The following is a 23145-nucleotide window of genomic DNA, read 5'->3' as shown; positions in this document are numbered from 1 at the left end:
TGGTGCGGATGCAAAACGGCAGCGACGGCAACGAGACCGGTCGCGGCACGGCCGTCATCACGCGCACCAAAACCAAGACCAAGAAGCCTAGCTTATATCGGGTCCTCATTCTCAACGACGACTACACGCCCATGGAATTCGTGGTTCACGTGCTGGAGCGTTTTTTCCAGAAGGACCGTGAAGCCGCCACACGCATCATGCTTCATGTTCACAATCATGGAGTGGGCGAGTGCGGGGTCTATACATTCGAGGTGGCCGAGACCAAAGTGTCTCAGGTCATGGATTTCGCCCGACAGAATCAGCATCCGCTGCAATGCGTGATGGAGAAGAAGTGAGGTAACATGCCGGCTTTCTCCCAAGGCCTGGAAAAGGCGCTTCACCAGGCGCTGACGCTCGCCAATGAGCGGCACCACGAATACGCAACCCTTGAACACTTGCTGCTCGCGCTCATCGACGACACCGAGGCGGCCGCGGTCATGCGCGCCTGCAACGTCGATCTTGACGAGTTGAAGCATACGGTTCTCACCTACATCGATACCGAGCTCGACAATCTCGTTACCGGCTATGACGAGGATTCCAAGCCTACGGCCGGTTTCCAGCGGGTCATCCAGCGTGCGGTGATCCATGTGCAGTCGTCCGGCCGCGAGGAAGTCTCCGGCGCCAACGTGCTCGTTGCCATCTTCGCCGAGCGCGAGAGCCATGCCGCCTATTTCCTGCAAGAGCAGCAGATGACCCGCTACGACGCGGTCAACTACATCTCGCATGGCATCGCCAAGCGGCCCGGCGCATCCGAGACGCGGTCGCCGCGTGGCGCCGATGACGAGCAGGGCCAGAGCGGCGCCGAGCCGCAAGAGGACAGCGGCAAGAAAAAGCAGCAGCAGGACGCGCTGACCGCCTATTGCGTCAATCTGAACAACAAGGCCAAGGCCGGCAAGATCGATCCGCTGATCGGCCGCGAGTCCGAGATCAACCGCACCATCCAGGTGCTGTGCCGCCGCTCCAAGAACAATCCGCTCTATGTCGGCGACCCCGGCGTCGGCAAGACGGCGATCGCCGAGGGCCTCGCCAAGCGCATCGTCGAGGGCGACGTGCCGGAAGTGCTGCACAACGCCACCATCTTCGCGCTCGACATGGGAACATTGCTGGCCGGCACCCGCTATCGCGGTGATTTCGAGGAGCGGCTGAAGCAGGTCGTCAAGGAGCTCGAGGATTATCCGGGCGCGGTTCTGTTCATCGACGAGATCCACACCGTGATCGGGGCAGGAGCGACGTCTGGCGGCGCCATGGATGCGTCGAACCTGTTGAAGCCGGCGCTGTCGTCCGGAACGATCCGCTGCATCGGCTCAACCACCTACAAGGAGTTCCGCCAGTTCTTCGAGAAGGACCGCGCCTTGGTGCGGCGCTTCCAGAAGATCGACGTCAACGAACCGACCATCGAGGACGCCATCGAGATCATGAAGGGTCTCAAGCCGTATTTCGAGGAGTTCCACAAGGTTCGCTACACGGCTGAGGCGATCAAGGCTTCGGTCGAACTGTCGGCGCGCTACATCAACGACCGCAAGCTGCCGGACAAGGCGATCGACGTGATCGACGAGACCGGCGCCTCGCAAATGCTGGTGCCGGAGGCCAAGCGTAAGAAGACCATCGGCATCAAGGAGATCGAAGCGACGATCGCCACCATCGCCCGCATTCCGCCGAAGACGGTTTCCGCCGACGACGAGAAGGTGCTGGCCGGTCTCGACATTGAGCTGAAGCGCGTCGTCTACGGTCAGGACACCGCGATCACGGCTTTGACCTCGGCGATCAAGCTGGCGCGGGCCGGCCTGCGCGAACCGGAGAAGCCGATTGGCTCCTACCTGTTCTCGGGACCGACCGGCGTTGGCAAGACCGAAGTGGCAAAGCAGCTCGCGGCCTCGCTCGGTGTCGAGCTGATCCGCTTCGACATGTCCGAATATATGGAACGCCACACAGTCTCACGGCTGATCGGCGCGCCTCCCGGCTATGTCGGCTTCGACCAGGGCGGCCTGTTGACCGACGGCGTCGACCAGCATCCGCATTGCGTGCTGTTGCTGGACGAGGTCGAGAAGGCGCATCCGGATCTGTTCAACATCCTGTTGCAGGTCATGGACCATGGCAAGCTGACCGACCACAACGGCAAGCAGATCGACTTCCGCAATGTTATCCTGATCATGACCACCAATGCGGGCGCCTCGGATGCGCAGCGCGCGGCGATCGGTTTCGGCTCGACCAAGCGCGAAGGCGACGATGTCGAAGCGATCAACCGGCTGTTCACGCCGGAGTTCCGCAACCGTCTCGATGCGATCATCCCGTTCGGCTCGCTGCCGGTGCCGGTCATCCACCAGGTGGTGCAGAAGTTCGTCATGCAGCTCGAGGCCCAGCTCTCCGAGCGTGGCGTCACCTTCGACCTGTCGCAGGAGGCGATCGCCTGGCTGGCCGAGAAGGGCTATGACGAGCGCATGGGAGCACGGCCGCTCGGCCGCGTCATCCAGGAGCACATCAAGAAGCCGCTGGCCGACGAGGTGCTGTTCGGCAAGCTCAAGAAGGGCGGCACCGTGCGTGTCACCGTCGACCAGAAAGAGACCGGCGAAACCGGGCTGAAGCTCGAGTCGCTCGCCGACGAGGCGCCGGTCAAGCCGAAGAAGGAAGAACCGGACGACACGCCGAAGCCCAGGAAAGCTGCCGGCAAGAAGCCGACCGCGAAAAAGGCGGTCGCGCAGAAGGCGGAGCCCAAGGGCAAGGATGGCAGCAAGCGCAGCCTGGTGCCGCAACTGCCCCGCAAGGGATGATGGCCTGAAAACTAAAAAAGCCCCGGAAACGGGGCTTTTTTTGCTGGATGAAGAGCTGGCGGGTGGCCGAACACGGGCGCCCGGCGTCAGTTTGCCAGCGCCGTCCGTATCTTGCCAGCGTTCTCAGCCAACACTTCCGGCTTCTCCATCTGCCCACTATGCGGCTTCAAAGGGATGCCCTCGAAGCGTGGAATGACGTGGACATGGAGGTGGTAGACGGTCTGGCCCGAAGCGGGCTCGTTGAACTGCAGGATGGTGACGCCATCGGCGCCGAAGGCCTTCTTCACCGCCACCGCCACCTTTTGCACGACGGCGAAGAGTGGGCCGAATGTTGCCGGATCCGCGTCAAGCAGGTTGCGCGACGGCGCCGTCGGCACAACCAGCGTATGACCCGGACCTTGCGGCATCACATCCATGAAGGCGACAACCGCGTCATCTTCATAGACGCGATGCGACGGGATTTCACCGCGCAGGATTTTCGCGAAGATATTGTTGCTGTCGTAGGTGGTTTTTTCGGCCATGGCGTGGGCTCCGGATTGTGCCTTGCTCCTACCGCATCGACCCGACAATCGGAATCGATTTTCGGAAAGTACGATGCTTTCGAGCGTGCTTTGTGCGTCCAATTGGACGCATGTCGCTCTAATCGTCCGCCAGATCCTTGCGGAACGGGGTGTGCTCTTCGAGATAGCCGGCCATCCGCTCCACTTCGCGGCGCTCGCGCCTTAGATAGTCGGCGACCGCGTTACGCAAGCCGGGATGCGCGATGTAATGCGCCGAATGCGTGGTCACCGGCCTGTAGCCGCGCGCCAGCTTGTGCTCGCCTTGCGCGCCGGCTTCGACCACTTTCAGCTTACGGTCGATGGCGAAGTCGATCGCCTGGTGATAGCAGACCTCGAAATGCAGGAAGGGGTGGTCCTCGATGCAGCCCCAGTTGCGCCCGTAGAGCGCATCGGAACCGATGAAATTGATGGCGCCGGCAATGTAGCGTCCATTGCGCTTGGCCATCACCAGCAGGATGTCGTCGGCCATGCGCTGGCCGATCATCGAGAAAAACGCGCGGCTGAGATAGGGCCGCCCCCATTTCCTGCTGCCGGTATCCATGTAGAAGGCAAAGAAGTCGTCCCAGACCCTTTCGGTCAGGTCCTTGCCGGTCAGCCAGTCGATCGAGATGCCGTGACCGAGCGCCTCGCGCCGCTCCTTCTTCATCGCCTTGCGCTTGCGCGATGCCAGAGTGGCGAGAAAATCGTCGTAGGACGAATAAGCTTCATTGAAGAAGTGGAACTGCTGGTCGGTGCGGTGCAAAAAACCCGCCGCTTCCAGCGCTTCGACATCCCTCAGCTGCGCGAAAGTCACATGCGCGGAGGAAACGCCGAGTTTTTCCGTCACCGCCTTCAGGCCGGCTGCCAGGCCGGCCTTCACGGCGCGACTGTCCTCGCCCTTGTTGACCAGCAGGCGAGGGCCGGTGACCGGCGTGAACGGCACGGCGCATTGCAGTTTAGGATAGTAACGCCCCCCGGCGCGCTCGAACGCGTCCGACCAGCCGTGATCGAAAACATATTCGCCCTGGCTGTGCGATTTCAGGTAGCAGGGAACGGCACCGAGCAGCTTTCCCTGCGCTGTCTCGAGCCTGAGATGATGGCCCTGCCAGCCGGTGCGCCGCACGGCGCAGCCGGAATCCTCAAGTGAGCTCAGAAAAGCCCATGAAACGAGTGGGTTGTATCCGTTTTCTGTATCGCCGCGTGAGGTCCCGCCGAGGCCATCCCATTCGGCGCAGGTGAAGGCTCCGATGCCGGAGGCAACCCGGATCGCATACTCTCCATTCGCCGTTTGCCCGTCGCCTTCATCGCCTTGATCCATGAGGCCTATTTAAGCTCCGTGCCGGTCCATGCAAGCTCAGTTCAAGCGACCTGCACAAGATCCGGCTCAAATCCTTCGAACGTCATCTGGTCGGCATATCTGAAGGTCAGGTCGACCGCCGGTTGGTCGAGCACGGTCCAGGTGATGACCGGCATTTTGAGCCTTTCGCGCACGAAACTGACAAACTGGTTCGGCAGGTCGCCGGCGGCGTAGGAGGCGAAGGCGATGTCGTGCGCCAGCATGGCGAAATGCGCCTCGATCAGCTTGACTTCGTTGCCATAAGCGGTCAGCCCGCCCGGAATGCCGGGCGCGTGTTTTGGGAAGTCGCGGATCAGCCAGTGGTCGAACGACATGATCGCCGCCTTGCCCTTGTAGTTTTTGAGCATCTTGCCGACGCTTTCGACCAAGCCTTCGTCACGGCCGGGAACGCCTTTCAGCTCGACGACCACCGGCACGCGACCATCGACCAGGTCGAGGGCCTGCTGCAGCGTCGGCAGACGATCCAATGTGCCGCCGATCTTGAGGGCCGTCATTTCTGCTGCCGTTCGCTGCCAGACGAAACCGTCCTGGCCGGTCAGCCGCTTCAGATCGCTATCGTGGATGATCACCGGGATGCGGTCTGACGACAGATGCACATCGCATTCGATCGCATAGCCGCGTTCAGCCGCAGCGGCAAAGGCGGAAAGCGTGTTCTCCCAGCGCGTCTTGTTCATGTCGTGGAGGCCGCGATGGGCAATGGGTCGGGCGGTCAGCCATGAAAGGTCGGTCATGCCGGGCTCATTCGACTTCGAAGATGGCTTCGATTTCCACTGCGGCATTAAGCGGCAGGGAGGCGGCACCGACGGCGGCGCGAGCATGCTTGCCGGGATCGCCGAGCACTGCAACCAGTAGATCCGAGGCGCCGTTGGCAACCAGGTGCTGCTCGAAAAAATCCGGCGCCGAGGCGACGAAGACGGTGATCTTCACCACGCGGCGGATTTTCTCGAGATCGCCAAGTGCTGCCTTGGCCTGCGCCAATATGTTGGTCGCGCAGTATTTTGCCGCTTCCTGGCCGGTTGCGATGTCGACATCACGGCCGAGCAGGCCGCTCGCCTGCAGCTTGCCCTGCTTGAGCGGCAGCTGTCCGGCGATGAACAGCAGATTGCCTGATCTGCAACAGGGCACGTAGTTGGCGGCGGGCGCGGCAGCGACCGGAAGCGTCACGCCGAGATCGCTTAGCCGCTTTTCGATTGTTTCACTCATGGTATTTCCCTATTGCTTGATGACGCTGCGCAGGCCGGGCCGAAATTGCAATTTTTGCCTCGCTTCCGCCACGACTTTTTTTAAGCTGGACCCTCTTTCCTGCGGCCTGCCATCAGGCGCGATGATCGGAGCCCCTCATGCGCGCAACACGCCTCGCATTCCACGCTGTCCTGCTGCCAGCGGTGTTCTCGATGGCGCCGGCTTTTGCCGTACCGGCGCTGCAGGCGCATCGCGCGGTTTACGATCTGACCCTGGACAAGGCCTCCGACCGCTCCGGCATCACCGGCATTTCCGGCCGCATGGTCTATGAGTTCAACGGCTCGCCTTGCGAAGGCTATACGGTGAAGTTCCGTTTCGTCACCCAGATCGTCACCAACGAGAATACAAGGCTGACCGACCAGCAGACGACCACTTTCGAGGACGCCGAAGGCAAGACCTTCTCGTTCGTGACAAAATCCTTTGTCGACCAGACTCTCGACAAGGAGGTCAAGGGCACCGCGACGAAGGAGACAAACGGCCTCAAGGTCGACATCGACAAGCCGGAGAAGAGCAGCGTCGAACTGCCGGCCACACAGTTTCCGACGCAGCATCTGGCCGAACTGATCGACAAGGCCGAAAAGGGCGAAAATTTCTACGAAACCAACCTGTTCGACGGTTCGGAAGATGCCAACAAGGTGATGACCACCACCGTCGTCGTCGGCAAGAAGGCCGATGCCGACAAGACCGATCCGGAAGTGCCGGCACTGGCAAAACTCGCCACCGACAAATACTGGCCAGTCGACATCGCCTATTTCGACAGCACCGACAAGTCAGGCGAGGAGGTGCCGGAATACCGGATCAGCTTCAAGCTGCATGAGAACGGCATCACGCGCGACCTGCTCATGGACTACAACGACTTCTCGATGACCGGCAAGCTGGTCAATCTTTCGCTGTTCGATCAGACGAAACCCTGTCCGCCGAAATAGAGCCTTGGGTTAGCCACGCCCGCAAGGCGGCGGCGAATGACTTGAACACGCCGCAATTGCATTTCAACCTCTACGCCGAGGGATCGATCGGGGGGTGGGTTGAGCAAAATCGATGTGTTCGTGGCGCCGACGCCCAATCCGGCGCTGATCAGGATCATGACTGTCGTCAACCGGGTCGTCATGCTGCGTGGCATTCCCGGGTTTCGCGACCTGTTGCCGTTCAACCGCGTGGCCGGATTGCGCGGTGTCGCCAATGTCCGCCATACCGACTTTCCCGACGACGACCGGCAGCGGCTGAAGGCCTGTTGCGGCGCAGGCAAGGCAACGTTCATCACGCCCAACCATCCGGAATTCTTCACCGACTGGATGATCGACAAGGAGATCGTCTCGAGGGTCAGTCCGCTCGCGGCATCCTGGGCCACGCATGGCGTCGTCAACGGCCTCGGCCGGATCATGCAGAAATTCTGGCTGGCCAACAATCTGATCGCCCAGATACCCGGCAACAGCGGCGCTGCCAAGGAACACTCGATCGCCTGGGCGCTGAAAGGGCATGGCGTTCTCTTGCATCCCGAAGGCGGCGTCGGCTGGCATGGCAATGTCGTCGCTCCGCTTCTTCCGGGGGCGGTCGAGATGGGGTTCGAAGCGCTCAAGCGCGGTCGCGTCACGGATCAGGATTTCAAAGTCTGGATCGCGCCGGTTGTCTGGAAGCTCGCCTTCACCAAAAATGTCGAGCCGGCGCTGGCGCAGGAATGCGCATATGTCGAGAAGAGCCTGAAGATTGAGCGTCGTGCCGCCGATACGCTGCCGGAGCGCGTCCACCATATCTATGCGACGCTGCTGTCGCGCGATGAGATTGCCTGCGGCATGGCGCCCGACGAACGGGCTACGTATGCTACGCGGCACAAGCAATTGCTGCTCGAATTGAGCCGGCGCCTGGGGGAGGGTATTTCGGTCGATCCCGGCGCCAGCGAGATCGCCGAGCTTTTGCGCCGGGCGCGCCGCTGGCTGCGGGAAGGCGCCGGCGACGCCGAGCGACAAAAACAGATCCGCTCGCTGGCGGACACGATCCAGCGTCTCCAACGCGTCGGACCGTGGGCCTCAGCCAATCCGCGCATTGCGCAAGAGGAGATCGCAGAGCATCTGAAGCGTATCCGCAACGATTATTGCAAGGGCACGCTGCGCGACACGGTCAATTGCTTCGTACCGCAACCGGCCGGGCCGCGCTGCGCGCATATCCGGGTGCCGGAGCCGTTGGGATTGCACGCCTTTCCGGGCTCTATCGACGATGCTCTCGCCGAACTGCACCGGCGCATGCAGGAGACCATCACCACGACCGTGGCCGAACTCGAAGCCGCCGGCAGCTTCATTTTCTATCCGAATCCCTTCTATCATCGCTAGGATTGGCATCTCTAGCATTGGCATCGCTGACGTTGGATCTCGGCTGCGGGTGAGCTGCGGCTCCGCTGGTCGGCGCAAGATGAAGGAGTGCGGCAAGCCTCATGGCGGTCTATGTCGACGCGGCGATCTGGAAATGGGTCGGCCACCGCTGGTGTCACCTGCTGGCCGACGACACCGACGAGCTGCATCGTTTTGCAGCACAGCTCGGCGTCAAGCGCTCGTCCTATCAGGGGCCGCCGAAGACATCGGCGCCGCATTATGACATAACCGGCTTCGAGCGCGACCGCGCGGTGCGGCTAGGCGCCGTCGAATGCAGCCGCGAGGAGATCGTTGCTGTTTTCCGGCGGGTCCGGGTGCCGAAGGGGAAGATACGACCATGACGTTGACGGCATTTCTGGCTTACTGCGCTGCGATCACATTCGCCGCCGCCACGCCTGGCCCGGCGGTATTCACGGTCATTGCCAACGGCGTTTCGCGCGGGTTCGTTCGCGCGTTCCTGGCTGGCCTCGGTATCGCCGCCGGCGACGCGGTGCTGGTGACTTTGGCGCTGCTCGGTCTGGTGGCACTGGCACAGACCTTCGAATGGGTTTTTCTCATCCTGAAATATGCGGGTGCAGCCTATCTGATGTTTCTTGGCGTCAGGATGTGGAGATCGGCTTCCGCGCGATCGAATGGACTGGAGGTTACGCAGGCAAGACTGTCTCGATCGTTTTACCTGGGCATCTCCATCGCATTGGGCAATCCCAAGGCGATCCTGTTCCACGCCTCCATCATGCCGTTGATCCTCGATCTCAATGCAATGAACTTCGCTGAGGGGCTGCTCATGGTTACGGTCGTGATCGGCGTCAACATTATCACTATGGGCGTCTATGCGGTGCTTGCCGGGCAGGCTTCGGGCTGGTTCAAGACGCCAAGGCGGATGCGCTTGATGAACAGGTTTGCCGGCGGCGCCATGATCGGCACCGGTGCGCTGATCGCCGCACGCTGAGCTGCAAGACACCGCAGCGCTTGCGTTTGCCGCGCATCCCCTCTATATGCGCGCTCATTCCACACACGGACTTTGGTGTCTGCCCGGGAGAAATCCGGCTGAAACCTCCGGTGGCGTTCGAGGACAAAGTCCAGAAATGCCTGTGTCCGTGGAGGCTAACCGGAAAAGGACATAACAATGGCTCTGCCTGATTTCAGCATGCGCCAGCTTTTGGAAGCTGGCATTCACTTCGGCCACCAGACCCACCGCTGGAACCCGAAGATGGCGCCCTATATCTATGGCGCCCGCAACAATATCCACATCATCGACCTCTCGCAGACGGTGCCGCTGCTGCACCAGGCGCTGAAGCAGGTTTCCGACACCGTCGCCAAGGGTGGCCGCGTGCTGTTCGTCGGCACCAAGCGCCAGGCGTCCGACATCGTCGCTGACGCCGCACAGCGCTCGGCCCAGTATTATGTCAACTCCCGCTGGCTCGGCGGCATGATGACCAACTGGAAGACGATCTCGAACTCCATCCAGCGCCTGCGCAAGCTTGACGAGATGCTGGCTGGCGAGGCCCAGGGGCTCACCAAGAAGGAGCGCCTCAACCTCGACCGCGAGCGCGAGAAGCTCGACAAGGCGCTGGGCGGCATCAAGGACATGGGCTCGACGCCAGACCTGATGTTCGTGATCGACACCAACAAGGAAGCGATCGCCATCCTCGAGGCCAAGCGTCTCGGCATCCCGGTCGTCGCCATCATCGATTCCAACTGCGACCCGGACAAGATCGATTTCCCGATTCCGGGCAATGACGACGCGGCCCGCGCCATCCAACTCTATTGTGATCTGATCGCCAAGGCTGCAATCGACGGCATTGCTCGCCAGCAGGGCGCGCTTGGTGTCGACGTCGGCGCGTTGGCCGAGGCTCCGATCGAGCCGGCACTCGAGCCGACGCCGGCCGCCGAGACACCGGCCGCCCAGACACCGGAAGCGTAACAGCGAAGGCCGGTTTCGGCCTTCATCTTTCTCATATTTTGGCGCGCTGAGCGCTGGCGCCAGGCGCATCATCGAGGACCGGTGGTGCGTCGGTGCATTTTAAACAAAGAGGCGACAATGAGCATTTCGGCTGCACAGGTCAAAGAACTCCGCGACTTGACCGGCGCGGGCATGATGGACTGCAAGATGGCGTTGAACGAGACCAACGGCAACATGGAAGAGGCCGTCGACTGGCTGCGCAAGAAGGGCATCTCCAAGGCCGACAAGAAGGCCGGCCGTACCGCGGCCGAAGGCCTCATCGGCGTCGATTCCGGCGTGCGTGAGGCGGCGGTCGTCGAGGTCAATTCCGAGACCGACTTCGTTGCCCGCAACGCTGCCTTCCAGGAGATCGTCGCCAATGTCGCCAAGGTGGCGCTCGCCTATGGCGGCAAGACCGAGGCCGTTGCAGCCGCCCCGTATCCGGGTTCCGACAAGTCGGTTGCCGACACCATCAAGGACGCTGTCGGCACCATTGGCGAGAATCTTGGCTTCCGCCGTTCGGCCAAGCTCACCGTCGAGCAGGGCGCCGTCGCAACCTACGTCCACAACGCGGTTGCCGACGGCCTTGGCAAGCTCGGCGTGCTGGTCGCCATCGAGACATCTGGCAACGCCCAGGCCGCCAACGCCTTTGCGCGTCAGGTCGCCATGCATGTCGCCGCCACCAACCCGATGGCGCTGACCACGGAAGAACTCGATCCGGCGGCGGTCGAGCGCGAGAAGGCGATCTTCGCCGACCAGGCGCGCCAGTCCGGCAAGCCGGAAGCGATTATCGAGAAGATGGTCGAGGGCCGCCTGCGCAAGTTCTATGAGGAGGTCGTGCTGCTCAAGCAGGCTTTCGTGCTCAATCCCGAGATCACCGTCGAGAAGGCGCTGCAGGATGCCGAGAAGGAAATCGGCGCACCGGCCAAGATCACTGCCTATCTGCGCTTCGCGCTCGGCGAGGGCATCGAGAAGGACGAGACCGATTTTGCGGCGGAAGTCGCGGCGGCGGTCAAGAAGTAAAACGCACTCTATCTTTCTGAAAGACTTTACGGCCGGGTGTCCGCGAGGATGCCCGGCCGATTTCTTGCGCGGTATCGATGAAGGCCAGGCGTCGGCGACAGGCCGGCTGGCTATCTGCTCATGCCCGGATCTGCTCATGCAAGGATCTACACGCACAAGTTGCATTTGCCGGTGTAAGCCAATGGCTGGAAGAGCGTTTGCCGGTTCCGGCGCCGCGTGACATCGCAGCGCCCTTCGTGTATCGGAACGCCAAATGTTTCGGGGCAGCGCCTGCGCGGGAAGCCGCCCCGGCGCGTCACACGCATAATGATGAGGACCAGATGACGGTGAAGCCCCTCTACCGACGTGTCTTGCTGAAAGCGTCGGGCGAAGCGCTGATGGGTGAGCAGCATTTCGGCATCGACGTGTCGGTGGTCGATCGCATCGCCGCCGACATCGCCGAGGCCCGCACCCTTGGCATCGAGGTTGGGGTTGTCATTGGCGGCGGCAACATCTTTCGCGGCGTGGCCGTTGCCTCCAAGGGCGGCGATCGCGTCACCGGCGACCATATGGGCATGCTCGCCACCGTCATCAACTCGCTGGCGCTGCGCACCTCGCTGAACAAGATCGGCGTCGACGCGGTGGTGCTGTCTGCAATCGCCATGCCTGAGCTTTGCGAGAGCTTTTCGCAGCGCCAGGCGACCGCCTACATGAACCAGGGCAAGGTCGTCATCTTTGCCGGCGGCACCGGCAATCCGTTCTTCACCACCGATTCGGCCGCGGCGCTGCGCGCGGCGGAAATCGGCGCCGACGCGCTGTTCAAGGGCACCCAGGTCGATGGCGTCTATTCCGCCGATCCCAAGAAGGACCCGCATGCGACCCGCTTCGAGCGCATCAGCCATGGCGAAGTCATAAAACGCGGTCTTTCGATCATGGATACGGCCGCGATTGCACTTGCGCGCGAAAACAACATCCCGATAATCGTCTATTCGATCCACGAGAAGGGTGGTTTCGGTGATATTCTGAGGGGCGGCGGACGTTGCACGGTCGTCACGGACGACTGATCGGGAGCCCGATGCCGAACCGAAGGTTTTCCGTAGGCGAAAAACGGGAACCGGTTTTCGGATCGAGGCTTGAATACGGTTACCCTGAAGTGAATCCGGCTAACGGGTCGAGGAGACGATGATGAGTGGCGAATACGATGATCTCAAACGGCGCATGGACGGGGCGATCGCTGCGTTCAAGCACGATCTGGCTTCGCTGCGGACCGGCCGCGCGTCGAGCAACCTGCTCGATGCGATCCAGGTGCAGGCCTACGGCACCACCATGCCGATCAACCAGGTGGCAAACGTGTCGGTGCCGGAGCCGCGCATGATTTCGGTTTCGGTCTGGGACAAGTCGATGGTCGGTGCGGTCGATCGCGCCATCCGTGAATCCAATCTCGGCTTCAATCCGATCGTCGACGGCACCAATCTCAGGATTCCGCTGCCCGAGCTCAACGAACAGCGCCGCAAGGAGTTGGTCAAGATCTCGCATGGTTATGCCGAGAATGCGCGCATCGCCGTACGCCACGTGCGCCGGGACGGCATGGAATTCCTCAAAAAGGCGGAAAAGGACGGCGATATCAGCGAGGACGATCATCGCAAGCGGTCCGACCAGGTCCAGAAGCTCACCGACGAGATGATCGGCACCATCGACCATCTGCTTTCCGATAAGGAAGCTGAAATCATGCAGGTTTAGGGTCTGGCCACTGCTGGCTCGAAAGCGAGAACATGACAAGCCCCGCGCATGTCGCAATCATCATGGACGGAAACGGACGCTGGGCCAAGGCGCGTGGCTTGCCACGGCTTGCTGGGCATCGTGCCGGCGTCGAGGCGCTGCGCAACACGGTGCGCGCCGCTCCTGGCCTTGGCGTCTCGTTCCTCACCGTCTACGCCTTCTCGTCGGAAAACTGGTCGCGGCCGAAGTCCGAAGTCAGCGACCTGATGGGCCTGTTGAAAATCTTCATCCGCCGCGACCTCGCCGAACTGCACCAAAATGGCGTGCGGGTCAGGATCATCGGCGACAGGGCAGGGCTGCAACCTGACATCAGGAGCCTGCTTGAAGAGGCCGAAACGCTGACCGTCCGCAACGAAGCGCTGACCCTGGTCATCGCTTTCAACTATGGCGGACGCGACGAGATCGTGCGCACCGCGCGCAAGCTTGCCTCGGCGGTGGCGCGCGGCGAGCTCGACAGCGAGGCGATTACGGCCGAATCCTTTGCCGGCTCTCTCGACACCCAGGGTATTCCGGATCCGGAACTGGTCATCCGCACCAGCGGTGAGCTCAGGCTGTCGAATTTCCTTCTATGGCAAGCGGCTTACAGCGAACTTGTCTTCCTGCCTTGCTACTGGCCCGATTTCAGCCGCGAGCATTTGGCTGACGCATTGCGCGACTTTGCCGGTCGCGAGCGCCGTTTCGGCGGGCTTAGCGCTGAAGGCGTCGCCGTGACAGCCAAGGGATGAGCAACCTCCAGCTTCGCGTTATTTCTGCCGTCGTGCTTGCGATCGTCACGCTCGGCCTGACCTGGCTAGGCGGACTGCCCTTCCGAATGCTTTGCGCCGCCATGACGATCCTGATCTTCTACGAATGGACGCGAATGTGCCGCCCGGTCGCCGCCACGGGTCTTGGTCTTCTGCCGGAAGCACTGCTTCTGGTTTTCGTCGGCGCCTTGGTCGCCGGCCTGCCGGCGTTCTGGCTGCTGCTTCTTGTGGCGGTGATGGTCATTGTCACCGTGGTCGTGGCTTCGATGCACCAGACTTCGATGCATCAAACGGGACAGTGGGACGCGTCCGGCCTTGCCTATGCCGCCATTTCCGGACTGTCACTTGCTCTTTTGCGCGACGGCGACCATCCCGGCCTCGTCGCCATTCTCTTCCTGTTCGCGGTGGTTTGGGCGACCGACATAGCAGCTTATTTTGTCGGCCGCGCTGTCGGCGGGCCGAAGCTGGCGCCGTCGATCTCGCCGGGCAAGACGCAGAGCGGGGCACTCGGTGGCGCCGTCGGCGGCGTGGTTGCCGGGCTGCTTCTGGCCGCGGCGGCCGGAGCCGGCAATCTGGCAGTGCTCGGCGTCGCCGCGCTGGTGCTTTCGCTCGTCTCCCAGGCTGGCGACCTTTTCGAATCATGGGTGAAGCGGCGCCACAACCGCAAGGATTCGGGCGCGCTGATACCGGGCCACGGCGGCGTCATGGACCGGGTCGACGGGCTTGTCGCGGCGGCGTTCGCCCTGTACGTCATCGGCTGGATTTCGGCGACCGCCGACCATCCGGCACAGGGGCTGTTTCCAGCTTGATCGGCATCGATTCCGGGCCTGGTTTCTTGACCTGCGCAGGATGCGCCATGGATTCGCCTGGATTGATGCCACAGTCGCGGTACCACCGTGCTGCGGACGAATTATGAGGACATGAGTTGAACGAGATTCTTCACGCGGTTTTCAGCACGGAGGGCTTTGTCCTCGGCACGCTGGTGCCTTTCCTGTTCGTGCTGACCGTCGTCGTGTTCGTTCACGAGATGGGCCATTATCTCGTCGGCCGCTGGTGCGGCATCGGCGTGAAGGTCTTTTCGATCGGCTTCGGCCCGGAACTCTTCGGCTTTAATGACAGCCATGGCACGCGCTGGAAACTCTGCGCCATTCCACTCGGCGGCTACGTCAAATTCGTCGGCGACATGAATGCCACCTCGAGCCAGCCCAGTTCGGAGGAGATCGAAACGCTGACGACTGCCGAGCGCAAGGTCGCTTTTCACACGCAGCCGGTCTGGAAGCGCGCGGCAACTGTTGTGGCTGGCCCGCTGTTCAATTTTCTGCTGACGATCGCCGTCTTTGCGGTGCTGTTTTCCGCCTATGGCCGGCCCGTGCTGGAGCCAATGGTGGCTGAAGTTACAGCGGGCAGCCCAGCGGCCAGGGCCGGCATCCTGCCCGGCGACCGATTCGTCAGCGTCGACGGCAGCAAGGTCCAGACCTTCGCCGACGTCCAGCGCCGGGTCTCGGGCCGCGGTGGCGATCCCATCACCTTCGTCATGCTGCGCGACGGCAAGGAGATCACCGTTACGGCGACGCCGGAATTGATGGAGCAGCAAGACGGGCTGGGCAACAAGGTCAAGGTGGCGGTGATCGGCGTCGTCAACAACCAGGAATTCGGCCAGCCCAGGCTGATCACTTACAGCCCGGTCGGAGCGGTAGGGGCGGCGGTCGAGGAGACGGGATACATCATTCAGCGCACCGGTCAGTTCCTGCAGCGTTTCGTTGTCGGTCGCGAAGACAAATGCCAGTTGGGCGGCCCAATCAAGATCGCAAAGATGTCGGGGCAGGCGGCAAAACTCGGCTTCGACTGGCTTGTGCAACTTGTCGCCCTGCTGTCGGTCGGGATCGGTATTCTGAACCTTCTGCCGATCCCTCCGCTCGACGGCGGCCATCTCCTGTTCTACGGCGTGGAGGCCATCATTCGGCGACCGGTGTCGGAACGGATGATGGAGTTGGGCTACAGGGCTGGCCTGCTTCTCGTCTTGGGCTTCATGGGGTTTGTTTTCTGGAACGACCTGTTTGGATGCTGAAATCATGAAGAAATTTGGCTTCAGCACAGCCCATGTTGAGACGCCGTTTACCATGCGTGGGGATATGCGTGACGCGAAAGCCACGCAATTGGGTTAAGTAAATACAAATTAACCAGGAGCCTTGCGTGTAGGGAAAATCCGGTTAATACGGTAGGAGAAATTACCGCACGTCCGGTTTTCTCGCCGTGGGGACTTCGAGAAAAGGTACAAAAGCCCGATGAAGGCAGCATCCAAGTTTCTGAGCGCCGCGTCCGCGGTGGCCCTGTCCGCCGCCCTGGTCTTACCAGGTGCGCTCGCAGTGCAGTTCGTTGCCACATCGGCGGCCGAGGCCGCTGTTGTTTCAAGAGTTGAAGTCAGCGGCAATCAGCGTGTCGACGCCGAGACGATCCGCAACTACGTCACGATCAAGCCCGGCAAGCCGTTTTCCAGCGCCGATATCGACGAGGCGGTCAAGGCGCTGTTCGGTACCGGACTGTTCTCGGACGTCCAGATCAACCAGGTCGGTTCGTCGCTGATCATCAAGGTTTCCGAATATCAGGTCGTGAACCAGGTGCTGTTCCAGGGCAACAAGAAGCTCAAGGACAACGCGCTGGCGGCCGCGGTCCAGTTGAAGCCGCGTGGAACGTTCTCGCAGCAGGCGCTCGATGCCGATGTCGAGGCGGTCAAGGCTGCCTACAGGCGTATCGGCCGCGACGACGCCGCCGTGACCACCCAGATCATGGATCTCGGCGACAACCGCGTGAACGTGGTGTTCAACATCAACGAAGGCGGCCGCACGCAGATCGCCGCGATCAATTTCGTCGGCAACAGCGCCTACTCGAGCCGTCGCCTGTCCGATGTCATTTCGACCAAGCGCTCGACCATCCTTTCGTACGTGCTGCGCGACGACGTGTATGACGAAGACAAGCTCAACGCCGACCAGGAGTTGCTGCGCCGTTTTTATTACAATCACGGCTATGCCGACTTCCAGGTGACTTCCGCGGTCGGCGAGCTCGACGAAACCACCAATAAATACACGGTGACCATCACCGTGCAGGAGGGCGAGCGCTACACCTTCGGCGACATCAGCGTCGAGAGCACGATTCCCGAAGTCGACGGCGCATCGCTGCAGTCGGTGGTCGAAACCCACAAGGGCGATGTCTACAACGCCGAGAACGTCGAAGACACCATCATTGCATTGACCGAGAGGGTCGCCGGTTCCGGCTATCCCTTCGCCCAGGTGACGCCGCGCGGCGACCGCAATTTCGAGAACCACACCATTTCAGTGGTCTATACGATCGACCAGGGCACCAAGGCCTATGTCGAGCGCATCGAGATTCGCGGCAACGACCGGACGCGCGACTATGTCATTCGCCGAGAATTCGACGTGAGTGAGGGCGATGCCTTCAACCAGGTTCTCATCCAGCGCGCCAAGAAACGGCTAGAAGCGCTCGATTTCTTTGAGAAAGTCGAGGTTTCGACCGTGCCCGGCTCTGAGCCGGACCAGGTGGTGCTGGTGGTCGACGTGGTCGAAAAGTCGACCGGCGAGTTCTCGGTCGGCGCCGGCTATTCGAGCGGTGGCGACACCGAAGGCCCGACCATCGAAGGATCGATCAGCGAACGCAACTTCCTCGGACGCGGCCAGTTCATCAGGCTGTCGGCGGGCGGCGGCAAGAATTCGCGCGACTACAGCTTCTCCTTCACCGAGCCCTATTTCCTCGGGCGGCGCATTGCCGCCGGTTTCGATGTCTTCAACCGGACCAGGGAATACGACGACTACAAGAGCGAGACGCTAGGCGCGACAGTGCGTTTCGGCCTGCCGATCACCGACGACATCTCGACGCAGCTGGCGTATAATATCTCGCAGGAGAAGTACAAGCTCGACGATGATTGCGATCTCCCTGGCTGCACCGTCTCTACGGCTATCCTAAATGGCATAGCGGAAAGCCCGTGGCTCAAGTCGTCGGTCAGTCTCGGCCTGGTCTACAACACCATCGACGACATGAAGAACCCGCATGAAGGCATCTTCGCCAATGTCACCACGGAATTCGCCGGCCTCGGCGGCGACGCCAAATTCGTCAAGGTGACAACGCGCGGCAGCGTCTATCAGACGTTGTCGGAGCAGCTTGATCTGGTTGGTTTGATTTCGGGCGGGGCTGGCCATATCCAGGGCTTCGGCAACGACGACCTGCGCATCTTCGATCATTTCCAGAGCAGCGACCGCATGATCCGCGGCTTCGCCTATGGCGGCATCGGTCCTGTCGACAACCAGGGCTTTGACGACCATCTCGGCGGCACCACCTATTTCAACGCCTCGGCGGAAGCTCAGTTTCCGATGCCGATCATTCCGGAGAGCTTCGGCCTGCGCGGCGCGGTCTTTGCCGATGCGGCGACACTTTATGGCAACGATGTGGCGGGTGTTGATCCATCGACAACCAGCATGGAATGGCGTGCCTCGGCCGGCGTCGGCTTGATGTGGGCGTCGCCTTTTGGCCCGATCCGCATCGACTATGCGATCCCGGTCCTCAAGGAGGACACCGACGACGTGCAGGAATTCAACTTCGGCATATCGTCCCGGTTCTGATCGGCGGGCAACGATACGTCCGGGCCGTAGCGGTCCGGAAGAAAGTAATTCGACACTACGGCGCCGCGTGTCCTCCTGGACGCGCAAAGGACGCTGCAGGACTTTGATTTTGCGCATTATCCTTTCCGAAAATCGATTCCGATTTTCGGGGTCGTGCGCTAGCTGGATATAGCTTCTGGAATGACCGATCCGGTGTTCTTCGCGCCATCACGCCGGTTTACGGCTGGCGAAGTCGCGAATCTGACCGGCTCGGTGCTTGTCGATTCCGACCTCTCCGATAGATCGATCGAAGCCTTGGCGCCGGCAAGCGAAGGCGGCGAGCACGCTCTTGTCTTTGTCGATGGCAGACGCAACTTCGCGCTGATGCAATCGCTGCGAGCAGCGGCGGTTCTATGCCCGGCCGAATTTGCCGGCAAGGCGCCGGCGGGTATCGCGGTTCTGATCCATCCGCGCCCGCAACAGGCTTTCGCGATGGTCGGCCGCCTGCTTTTCCCGGCGGCTGCGACACCGGCGCCGATGACCGGCGAAACTGGTATCTCGCCGCATGCCCATATCGATCCATCGGCGCGCGTCGAGGCCGGCGCGATCGTCGAGGCCGGCGCGATCATCGGCCCTCGCGCTTCTATCGGCAGCGGAACCGTCATTGCTCCTCATGCCGTTATCGGTCCCTCCTGCCAGTTCGGCCGCGACGGCTATGTCGGCCCAGGCGCCAGCATCCAGTACGCGCTGATCGGCAACCGTGTCATCATTCATGGCGGCGCCCGCATCGGCCAGGACGGTTTTGGCTTCGTGGCCGGCGCCAAGGGCCCGGAGCGCGTGCCGCAAATCGGCCGGGTCGTCATCCAGGACGACGTCGAGATCGGCTCCAACACCACCGTCGATCGCGGCGCCATGTCCGACACGATTATCGGTCAAGGCACCAAGATCGACAATCTGGTCCAGATCGCTCATAACGTCCGCATCGGCCGCAATTGCATAATCGCCGGCCTTTCGGGTATTTCCGGTTCCGTAACGGTGGGCGACAACGTCACCATGGGTGGCGGTGTCGGTCTTGCGGATCACCTGACGGTAGGGACAGGGGCCAAGCTTGCTGCAAGAAGCGGGTTCATGAGCAACGTCCCCGCAGGCGAGATTTGGGGAGGGTACCCGGCGCAGCCGATGGCGGAAGCCATGCGGGAGATCGCGGCTCTGCGAAGACTGGCCAGGGCGCGCAAATCGGGCGACGGAGGGAAGAGCTGAGATGGTTGCGGCGACAACGCTCGAGGCGGTCGACATATTGGGGCTGATGAAGCTCCTGCCGCATCGCTATCCGTTCCTGATGATCGACCGCATCATCGATATCGATGGCGACGAGTCCGCCACCGGCATCAAGAACGTGACCATAAACGAGCCGCATTTCCAAGGTCATTTCCCGGATCAGCCGGTCATGCCCGGCGTGCTGATCGTCGAGGCGATGGCGCAGACGGCCGGCGCCATCTGCATCCGCAGCCTAGGCACCGAAAAACCGTCGCTGGTCTATTTCCTGACCATCGACAACGCCAAATTCCGTAAACCGGTCGTTCCCGGCGACCAGTTGAAGATCCATGTGAAGAAAATCAAGAAACGCGGCAACCTTCTCAAATTCGCCTGCGAGGCTCTCGTCGACGGCGTCAAGGCCGCGGAAGCCGAGATCTCGGCGATGATGGTCGCGAGCGACTGACGATCGAATGCTTATGAAAATCCAGACAGTCATCCATCCATCGTCGGTCATCGAGGCCGGCGCAAAAATCGGCGAAGGCGTCCGCATCGGGCCATTCTGCCACATCAGCGCCGACGCGGTGCTCGGCGACCGCGTCGAACTGGTCAGCCACATTTCGGTGATGGGCGCGACCACCATCGGTGCGACGACCAAGGTGTATCCGATGGCGACACTGGGCGCGCCGCCGCAGAACAACAAGCACAAGGGCGGCCGCACCACGCTGGTCGTCGGCGAGAACTGCACGATCCGCGAAGGCGTGACCATGCACGTCGGCACCGATTCCAGCCGCGGCGAGACGACGATCGGTGACAACGGCAACTTCCTTGCCTACGCCCACATCGCCCATGATTGCATCGTCGGCAAGAACGCCACCTTCGCCAATCAGGCGACGTTGGGCGGCCATTGCGAGATCGGCGACAACGTCTATATCGGTGGTCTCAGCGCCGTTCATCAGTTTGTCCGCGTCGGCGACAACGCCTTTCTCGGCGGTTGCTCGGCATTCGTCGGCGATGTCATTCCCTACGCCATCGCCGTCGGCAATCGCGCCAGCCTTCGCGGCCTCAACATCATCGGCCTGAAGCGCGCCGGCCTGCCGCGCTCCGAGATCCACACGCTGCGCAAGGCCTACAAGACGATCTTCGATCGCTCCCGAACCGTCGGCGAAAACATCGAGTTCGCCAAGGCGGAATTCGCCTCGTCACCGACCGCCATGAAGATCATCGATTTCATCGCCAGTCGCGGTAAGCGGCACTATGCCGTCCCGTCGCTCAAGGCTGGCGGCGGCGACGATGCAGATGACGAAGATTGAGGGCACCCGGACGGGCCTTGATCTCGCGCCAGACGCCAGGGTCGGCATCATCGCCGGCGGCGGCAGTTTGCCGGTCGAAGTCGCCAAGGCGCTTGCTGGGCAAGGCAAGTCTCCCTTCGTGGTAATAGTGGCGGGCGAGGTCGACCGGATAGCCGACTTCGACGCCTATGAGCAGGCGACGTTGAGGCTGGAGGATGTCGGCTCACTGCTGCCGACGCTCAAAAATAGTCATGTTACCCATTTGGTGACAGCGGGCCATATCACACGCCGCCCCAGGCTGAGCGCCATGCGCCTCAATCTCGGCCTGCTCGCCTGGGTGCCCAGCCTTCTTGTCGGCGTAACCCAAGGCGACGACACCGTGTTGAAACTGTTCGTGCGAAGGGTCGAGCGCAGCGGCATCAAGGTGGTCGGCGCCCATGAGATCGTGCCGGAACTGGTCGCCGCCGAAGGCGCGCTGACCAAGGCAGCGCCGCGGAAATCCGACTGGCGCGACATCAAAGCGGCCCACGCAGCGGCAATGGCCATCGGCGCGCTGGATATCGGCCAGGCGGCTGTTGCGATCGGCGGCCGCGCCATCGCGCTGGAAGGCATCGAGGGTACCGACGGATTGCTCGATCGAACACGGCAGTTGCGCGGCCATGGCAGGCTGGCCGGCAGAACGCGCGGCGTCCTGGTCAAATGCGCCAAGCCTGGCCAGGAGTTGCGCGCCGATCTGCCCTCCATCGGCCCGCAGACGATCGAGGCGGCGCATGCCGCCGGACTTGCCGGCATTGCCGTCGAAGCCGGCCGCTCGCTGGTTCTCGAAGGCCCGACAGTCGTCGCTCGCGCCAACGCGCTCGGCCTGTTCGTGATCGGCCTGCCTGCTGCGGAGCCGGTGCATGGCGACTGAGCGACCGCTGAAGATCGCCATCGTCGCCGGCGAGGAATCCGGCGACCTGCTTGGCGCCGACATCGTAGAGGCGCTCAAGCGCGTGACCGGCCGCGAGGTCCGGCTCGTCGGCATCGGCGGCCGGCATTTGCAGGCGCTCGGCCTCACGCCGCTGTTCGACGGCGGCGAGATCGCGCTGATGGGATTGAGCGCCATCCTGCGCGATCTGCCGCGCCTGATACGACGGATCAGCCAGACGGCCGGTGCGGTCGCCAATGAAAAGCCGGACTGCCTCATCACCATAGACAGCCCGGATTTTTCGCTGCGCGTGGCGAAAAAGGTGCGTGCCGCCGATCCGGCAATCCCGATCGTCCACTATGTCTGCCCGAGCGTCTGGGCATGGCGGCCGGGCAGGGCGGTGGCGATGAAACCGTATGTCGACCACATCCTCTGCATCCTGCCTTTCGAAGTGAGGGAACTCGCCCGCCTCGGCGGTCCGACCGGCACCTATGTCGGCCATCGCCTTACCCACGATCCGGGCGTGCTCGGCGCCGCCAAGGCGCAAAGCCTGCCGCGCGACCTGTCCGACGATCGTGTGAAGACACTGCTTGTGCTGCCCGGCTCGCGTCGCGGCGAGGTGCGACGGCTGGCCGGCCCGTTCGGCAAGACGATCTCGATCCTGCGTGCTCGCGGACACCGCTTGCGCCTGCTGTTGCCGACGGTGCCGCATGTCGCCGACCTGGTCAGGGCTTCGGTGGCAAGCTGGGACGAGAAGCCGGAGATCATCCTTGATCCCGAGCGCAAATGGCAGGCCTTCGGCAAGGCCGACGCAGCGCTGATCGCATCGGGAACGGTGTCGCTGGAACTGGCGCTGTCGGGTGTGCCGATGATCTCCTGCTACCGGCTCGATCCGGTCATGCGGATGGCCCAACGCCTGGTCACCGTATGGAGCGCCTCCTTGCCCAATCTCATCGCCGACCGCCCGATCGTGCCGGAAAGCTACAACGAATATGTGCGACCGCACTATCTGGCGCGGCAGTTGGAGGCGCTGTTTTCCGACACCGCCTATCGCGCATGGCAGAAGGACGGTTTTGCCGAGGTGGCCAGACGCATGGCCGTCGACAGACCGTCTGGCGACATCGCTGCAGGGGTCGTGATGAGGTGTATCAAGCGGTAAATGGTGAAGTGGTGAATAGTGAATGGTGAATGGTGAAAATCGTGCTTGACCATAGGCCACAAAGAGACCTGCTTCACTATTCACTATTCACTATTCACTATTCACTATTCACTATTCACTATTCACTATTCACTATTCACTATTCACTA

Annotated in this window: 23 protein-coding genes; 19 read left to right on the top strand and 4 right to left on the bottom strand. The window is 61.9% G+C overall.

Annotated elements, in window-relative coordinates:
- Nucleotides 1-8 precede the first annotated feature (8 nt).
- Together clpS and clpA are read left to right on the top strand one after the other, a co-directional pair.
- Nucleotides 9-335: an ATP-dependent Clp protease adapter ClpS gene (clpS, locus tag AC0L2M_RS15330; protein ID WP_023801212.1), complete on the top strand. Its 327-nt coding sequence runs from the start codon at nt 9-11 to the stop codon at nt 333-335.
- A gap of 6 nt (nt 336-341) precedes the next feature.
- Nucleotides 342-2807 (top strand): ATP-dependent Clp protease ATP-binding subunit ClpA, encoded by a 2466-nt coding sequence (gene clpA, locus AC0L2M_RS15325; RefSeq protein WP_473535286.1) that lies wholly within the window; start codon nt 342-344, stop codon nt 2805-2807.
- Nucleotides 2808-2893: 86 nt separating this feature from the next.
- Here the strand turns inward: clpA and AC0L2M_RS15320 are convergent, their stop codons facing one another.
- The 4 genes from AC0L2M_RS15320 to AC0L2M_RS15305 form a co-directional block, all read right to left on the bottom strand.
- Entirely contained in the window at nt 2894-3328 is a 435-nt protein-coding gene (locus AC0L2M_RS15320; protein ID WP_473535285.1) for an HIT family protein, read from the bottom strand.
- Nucleotides 3329-3446: 118 nt separating this feature from the next.
- The gene (locus AC0L2M_RS15315) at nt 3447-4664 is read right to left on the bottom strand and encodes a GNAT family N-acetyltransferase (protein ID WP_473535284.1); all 1218 of its coding nucleotides are present in this window, start codon (nt 4662-4664) and stop codon (nt 3447-3449) included.
- Between the two features lie 41 nt (nt 4665-4705).
- Complete coding sequence (locus AC0L2M_RS15310; protein ID WP_473535283.1) at nt 4706-5434, bottom strand: glycerophosphodiester phosphodiesterase; 729 nt, start codon at nt 5432-5434, stop codon at nt 4706-4708.
- Between the two features lie 7 nt (nt 5435-5441).
- Nucleotides 5442-5906, bottom strand: coding sequence for a RidA family protein (locus AC0L2M_RS15305; protein WP_473535282.1), 465 nt, complete (start codon nt 5904-5906; stop codon nt 5442-5444).
- 137 nt (nt 5907-6043) lie between these two features.
- Here AC0L2M_RS15305 and AC0L2M_RS15300 point away from each other — a divergent pair, with 137 nt between their 5' ends.
- The 17 genes from AC0L2M_RS15300 (at nt 6044) to lpxB (ending at nt 22996) form a co-directional block, all read left to right on the top strand.
- Entirely contained in the window at nt 6044-6871 is an 828-nt protein-coding gene (locus AC0L2M_RS15300; RefSeq protein ID WP_023801218.1) for a cell envelope integrity EipB family protein, read from the top strand.
- A gap of 99 nt (nt 6872-6970) precedes the next feature.
- Nucleotides 6971-8269, top strand: coding sequence for a hypothetical protein (locus AC0L2M_RS15295; protein WP_473535281.1), 1299 nt, complete (start codon nt 6971-6973; stop codon nt 8267-8269).
- Between the two features lie 101 nt (nt 8270-8370).
- Nucleotides 8371-8649 (top strand): DUF4031 domain-containing protein, encoded by a 279-nt coding sequence (locus tag AC0L2M_RS15290; RefSeq protein ID WP_027151900.1) that lies wholly within the window; start codon nt 8371-8373, stop codon nt 8647-8649.
- Complete coding sequence (locus tag AC0L2M_RS15285) at nt 8646-9257, top strand: LysE family translocator (protein WP_128172407.1); 612 nt, start codon at nt 8646-8648, stop codon at nt 9255-9257. The genes AC0L2M_RS15290 and AC0L2M_RS15285 overlap by 4 nt, the downstream gene beginning before the upstream one ends.
- A gap of 177 nt (nt 9258-9434) precedes the next feature.
- Entirely contained in the window at nt 9435-10232 is a 798-nt protein-coding gene (gene rpsB, locus AC0L2M_RS15280) for a 30S ribosomal protein S2 (protein WP_027151898.1), read from the top strand.
- A gap of 117 nt (nt 10233-10349) precedes the next feature.
- Entirely contained in the window at nt 10350-11273 is a 924-nt protein-coding gene (tsf, locus tag AC0L2M_RS15275; RefSeq protein ID WP_473535280.1) for a translation elongation factor Ts, read from the top strand.
- A 320-nt stretch (nt 11274-11593) separates the two neighbouring features.
- Complete coding sequence (pyrH, locus tag AC0L2M_RS15270; protein ID WP_023801221.1) at nt 11594-12316, top strand: UMP kinase; 723 nt, start codon at nt 11594-11596, stop codon at nt 12314-12316.
- A gap of 121 nt (nt 12317-12437) precedes the next feature.
- Nucleotides 12438-12992, top strand: a complete 555-nt coding sequence (gene frr, locus AC0L2M_RS15265) for a ribosome recycling factor (protein WP_077384157.1) — start codon at nt 12438-12440, stop codon at nt 12990-12992.
- A 32-nt stretch (nt 12993-13024) separates the two neighbouring features.
- Nucleotides 13025-13756, top strand: coding sequence for an isoprenyl transferase (locus tag AC0L2M_RS15260; protein ID WP_128172408.1), 732 nt, complete (start codon nt 13025-13027; stop codon nt 13754-13756).
- Nucleotides 13753-14583: a phosphatidate cytidylyltransferase gene (locus AC0L2M_RS15255; RefSeq protein ID WP_473535279.1), complete on the top strand. Its 831-nt coding sequence runs from the start codon at nt 13753-13755 to the stop codon at nt 14581-14583. Before AC0L2M_RS15260 ends, AC0L2M_RS15255 begins: the two co-directional genes overlap by 4 nt.
- Nucleotides 14584-14699: 116 nt before the next feature.
- On the top strand, nt 14700-15842 hold the full coding sequence (gene rseP, locus AC0L2M_RS15250) for an RIP metalloprotease RseP (protein ID WP_473535278.1): 1143 nt from the start codon (nt 14700-14702) through the stop codon (nt 15840-15842).
- Between the two features lie 217 nt (nt 15843-16059).
- Nucleotides 16060-18405, top strand: a complete 2346-nt coding sequence (bamA, locus tag AC0L2M_RS15245; RefSeq protein WP_473535277.1) for an outer membrane protein assembly factor BamA — start codon at nt 16060-16062, stop codon at nt 18403-18405.
- 180 nt (nt 18406-18585) lie between these two features.
- A complete protein-coding gene (gene lpxD, locus AC0L2M_RS15240; protein WP_128172412.1) occupies nt 18586-19644 on the top strand; it encodes a UDP-3-O-(3-hydroxymyristoyl)glucosamine N-acyltransferase in 1059 nt (352 codons plus the stop codon).
- A 1-nt stretch (nt 19645) separates the two neighbouring features.
- Nucleotides 19646-20104 (top strand): 3-hydroxyacyl-ACP dehydratase FabZ, encoded by a 459-nt coding sequence (gene fabZ / locus AC0L2M_RS15235; RefSeq protein ID WP_023801228.1) that lies wholly within the window; start codon nt 19646-19648, stop codon nt 20102-20104.
- 13 nt (nt 20105-20117) lie between these two features.
- Entirely contained in the window at nt 20118-20951 is an 834-nt protein-coding gene (gene lpxA / locus AC0L2M_RS15230) for an acyl-ACP--UDP-N-acetylglucosamine O-acyltransferase (RefSeq protein WP_287342935.1), read from the top strand.
- Complete coding sequence (locus tag AC0L2M_RS15225; RefSeq protein ID WP_128244898.1) at nt 20938-21840, top strand: LpxI family protein; 903 nt, start codon at nt 20938-20940, stop codon at nt 21838-21840. Before lpxA ends, AC0L2M_RS15225 begins: the two co-directional genes overlap by 14 nt.
- Nucleotides 21830-22996 (top strand): lipid-A-disaccharide synthase, encoded by a 1167-nt coding sequence (gene lpxB, locus AC0L2M_RS15220; RefSeq protein WP_128168157.1) that lies wholly within the window; start codon nt 21830-21832, stop codon nt 22994-22996. The genes AC0L2M_RS15225 and lpxB overlap by 11 nt, the downstream gene beginning before the upstream one ends.
- The last annotated feature ends 149 nt before the right edge of the window (nt 22997-23145 follow it).

It is taken from the genome of Mesorhizobium sp. WSM4806, from assembly GCF_055811635.1.
This window is presented reverse-complemented; position numbering and strand designations above follow the sequence as displayed.

Excerpts from the sequence above, each read along its gene's own strand:
- frr (WP_077384157.1), top strand. The coding sequence starts at position 12,438 with ATGAGTGGCGAATACGATGATCTCAAACGGCGCATGGACGGGGCGATC.
- AC0L2M_RS15320 (WP_473535285.1), bottom strand. The coding sequence starts at position 3,328 with ATGGCCGAAAAAACCACCTACGACAGCAACAATATCTTCGCGAAAATC.
- bamA (WP_473535277.1), top strand. The coding sequence starts at position 16,060 with ATGAAGGCAGCATCCAAGTTTCTGAGCGCCGCGTCCGCGGTGGCCCTG.
- AC0L2M_RS15225 (WP_128244898.1), top strand. The coding sequence starts at position 20,938 with ATGACGAAGATTGAGGGCACCCGGACGGGCCTTGATCTCGCGCCAGAC.
- pyrH (WP_023801221.1), top strand. The coding sequence starts at position 11,594 with ATGACGGTGAAGCCCCTCTACCGACGTGTCTTGCTGAAAGCGTCGGGC.
- AC0L2M_RS15310 (WP_473535283.1), bottom strand. The coding sequence starts at position 5,434 with ATGACCGACCTTTCATGGCTGACCGCCCGACCCATTGCCCATCGCGGC.
- AC0L2M_RS15305 (WP_473535282.1), bottom strand. The coding sequence starts at position 5,906 with ATGAGTGAAACAATCGAAAAGCGGCTAAGCGATCTCGGCGTGACGCTT.
- AC0L2M_RS15290 (WP_027151900.1), top strand. The coding sequence starts at position 8,371 with ATGGCGGTCTATGTCGACGCGGCGATCTGGAAATGGGTCGGCCACCGC.
- rpsB (WP_027151898.1), top strand. The coding sequence starts at position 9,435 with ATGGCTCTGCCTGATTTCAGCATGCGCCAGCTTTTGGAAGCTGGCATT.
- lpxB (WP_128168157.1), top strand. The coding sequence starts at position 21,830 with ATGGCGACTGAGCGACCGCTGAAGATCGCCATCGTCGCCGGCGAGGAA.
- fabZ (WP_023801228.1), top strand. The coding sequence starts at position 19,646 with ATGGTTGCGGCGACAACGCTCGAGGCGGTCGACATATTGGGGCTGATG.
- clpS (WP_023801212.1), top strand. The coding sequence starts at position 9 with ATGCAAAACGGCAGCGACGGCAACGAGACCGGTCGCGGCACGGCCGTC.
- tsf (WP_473535280.1), top strand. The coding sequence starts at position 10,350 with ATGAGCATTTCGGCTGCACAGGTCAAAGAACTCCGCGACTTGACCGGC.
- AC0L2M_RS15315 (WP_473535284.1), bottom strand. The coding sequence starts at position 4,664 with ATGGATCAAGGCGATGAAGGCGACGGGCAAACGGCGAATGGAGAGTAT.
- AC0L2M_RS15300 (WP_023801218.1), top strand. The coding sequence starts at position 6,044 with ATGCGCGCAACACGCCTCGCATTCCACGCTGTCCTGCTGCCAGCGGTG.
- AC0L2M_RS15260 (WP_128172408.1), top strand. The coding sequence starts at position 13,025 with ATGACAAGCCCCGCGCATGTCGCAATCATCATGGACGGAAACGGACGC.
- clpA (WP_473535286.1), top strand. The coding sequence starts at position 342 with ATGCCGGCTTTCTCCCAAGGCCTGGAAAAGGCGCTTCACCAGGCGCTG.
- lpxD (WP_128172412.1), top strand. The coding sequence starts at position 18,586 with ATGACCGATCCGGTGTTCTTCGCGCCATCACGCCGGTTTACGGCTGGC.
- AC0L2M_RS15255 (WP_473535279.1), top strand. The coding sequence starts at position 13,753 with ATGAGCAACCTCCAGCTTCGCGTTATTTCTGCCGTCGTGCTTGCGATC.
- lpxA (WP_287342935.1), top strand. The coding sequence starts at position 20,118 with ATGAAAATCCAGACAGTCATCCATCCATCGTCGGTCATCGAGGCCGGC.
- AC0L2M_RS15285 (WP_128172407.1), top strand. The coding sequence starts at position 8,646 with ATGACGTTGACGGCATTTCTGGCTTACTGCGCTGCGATCACATTCGCC.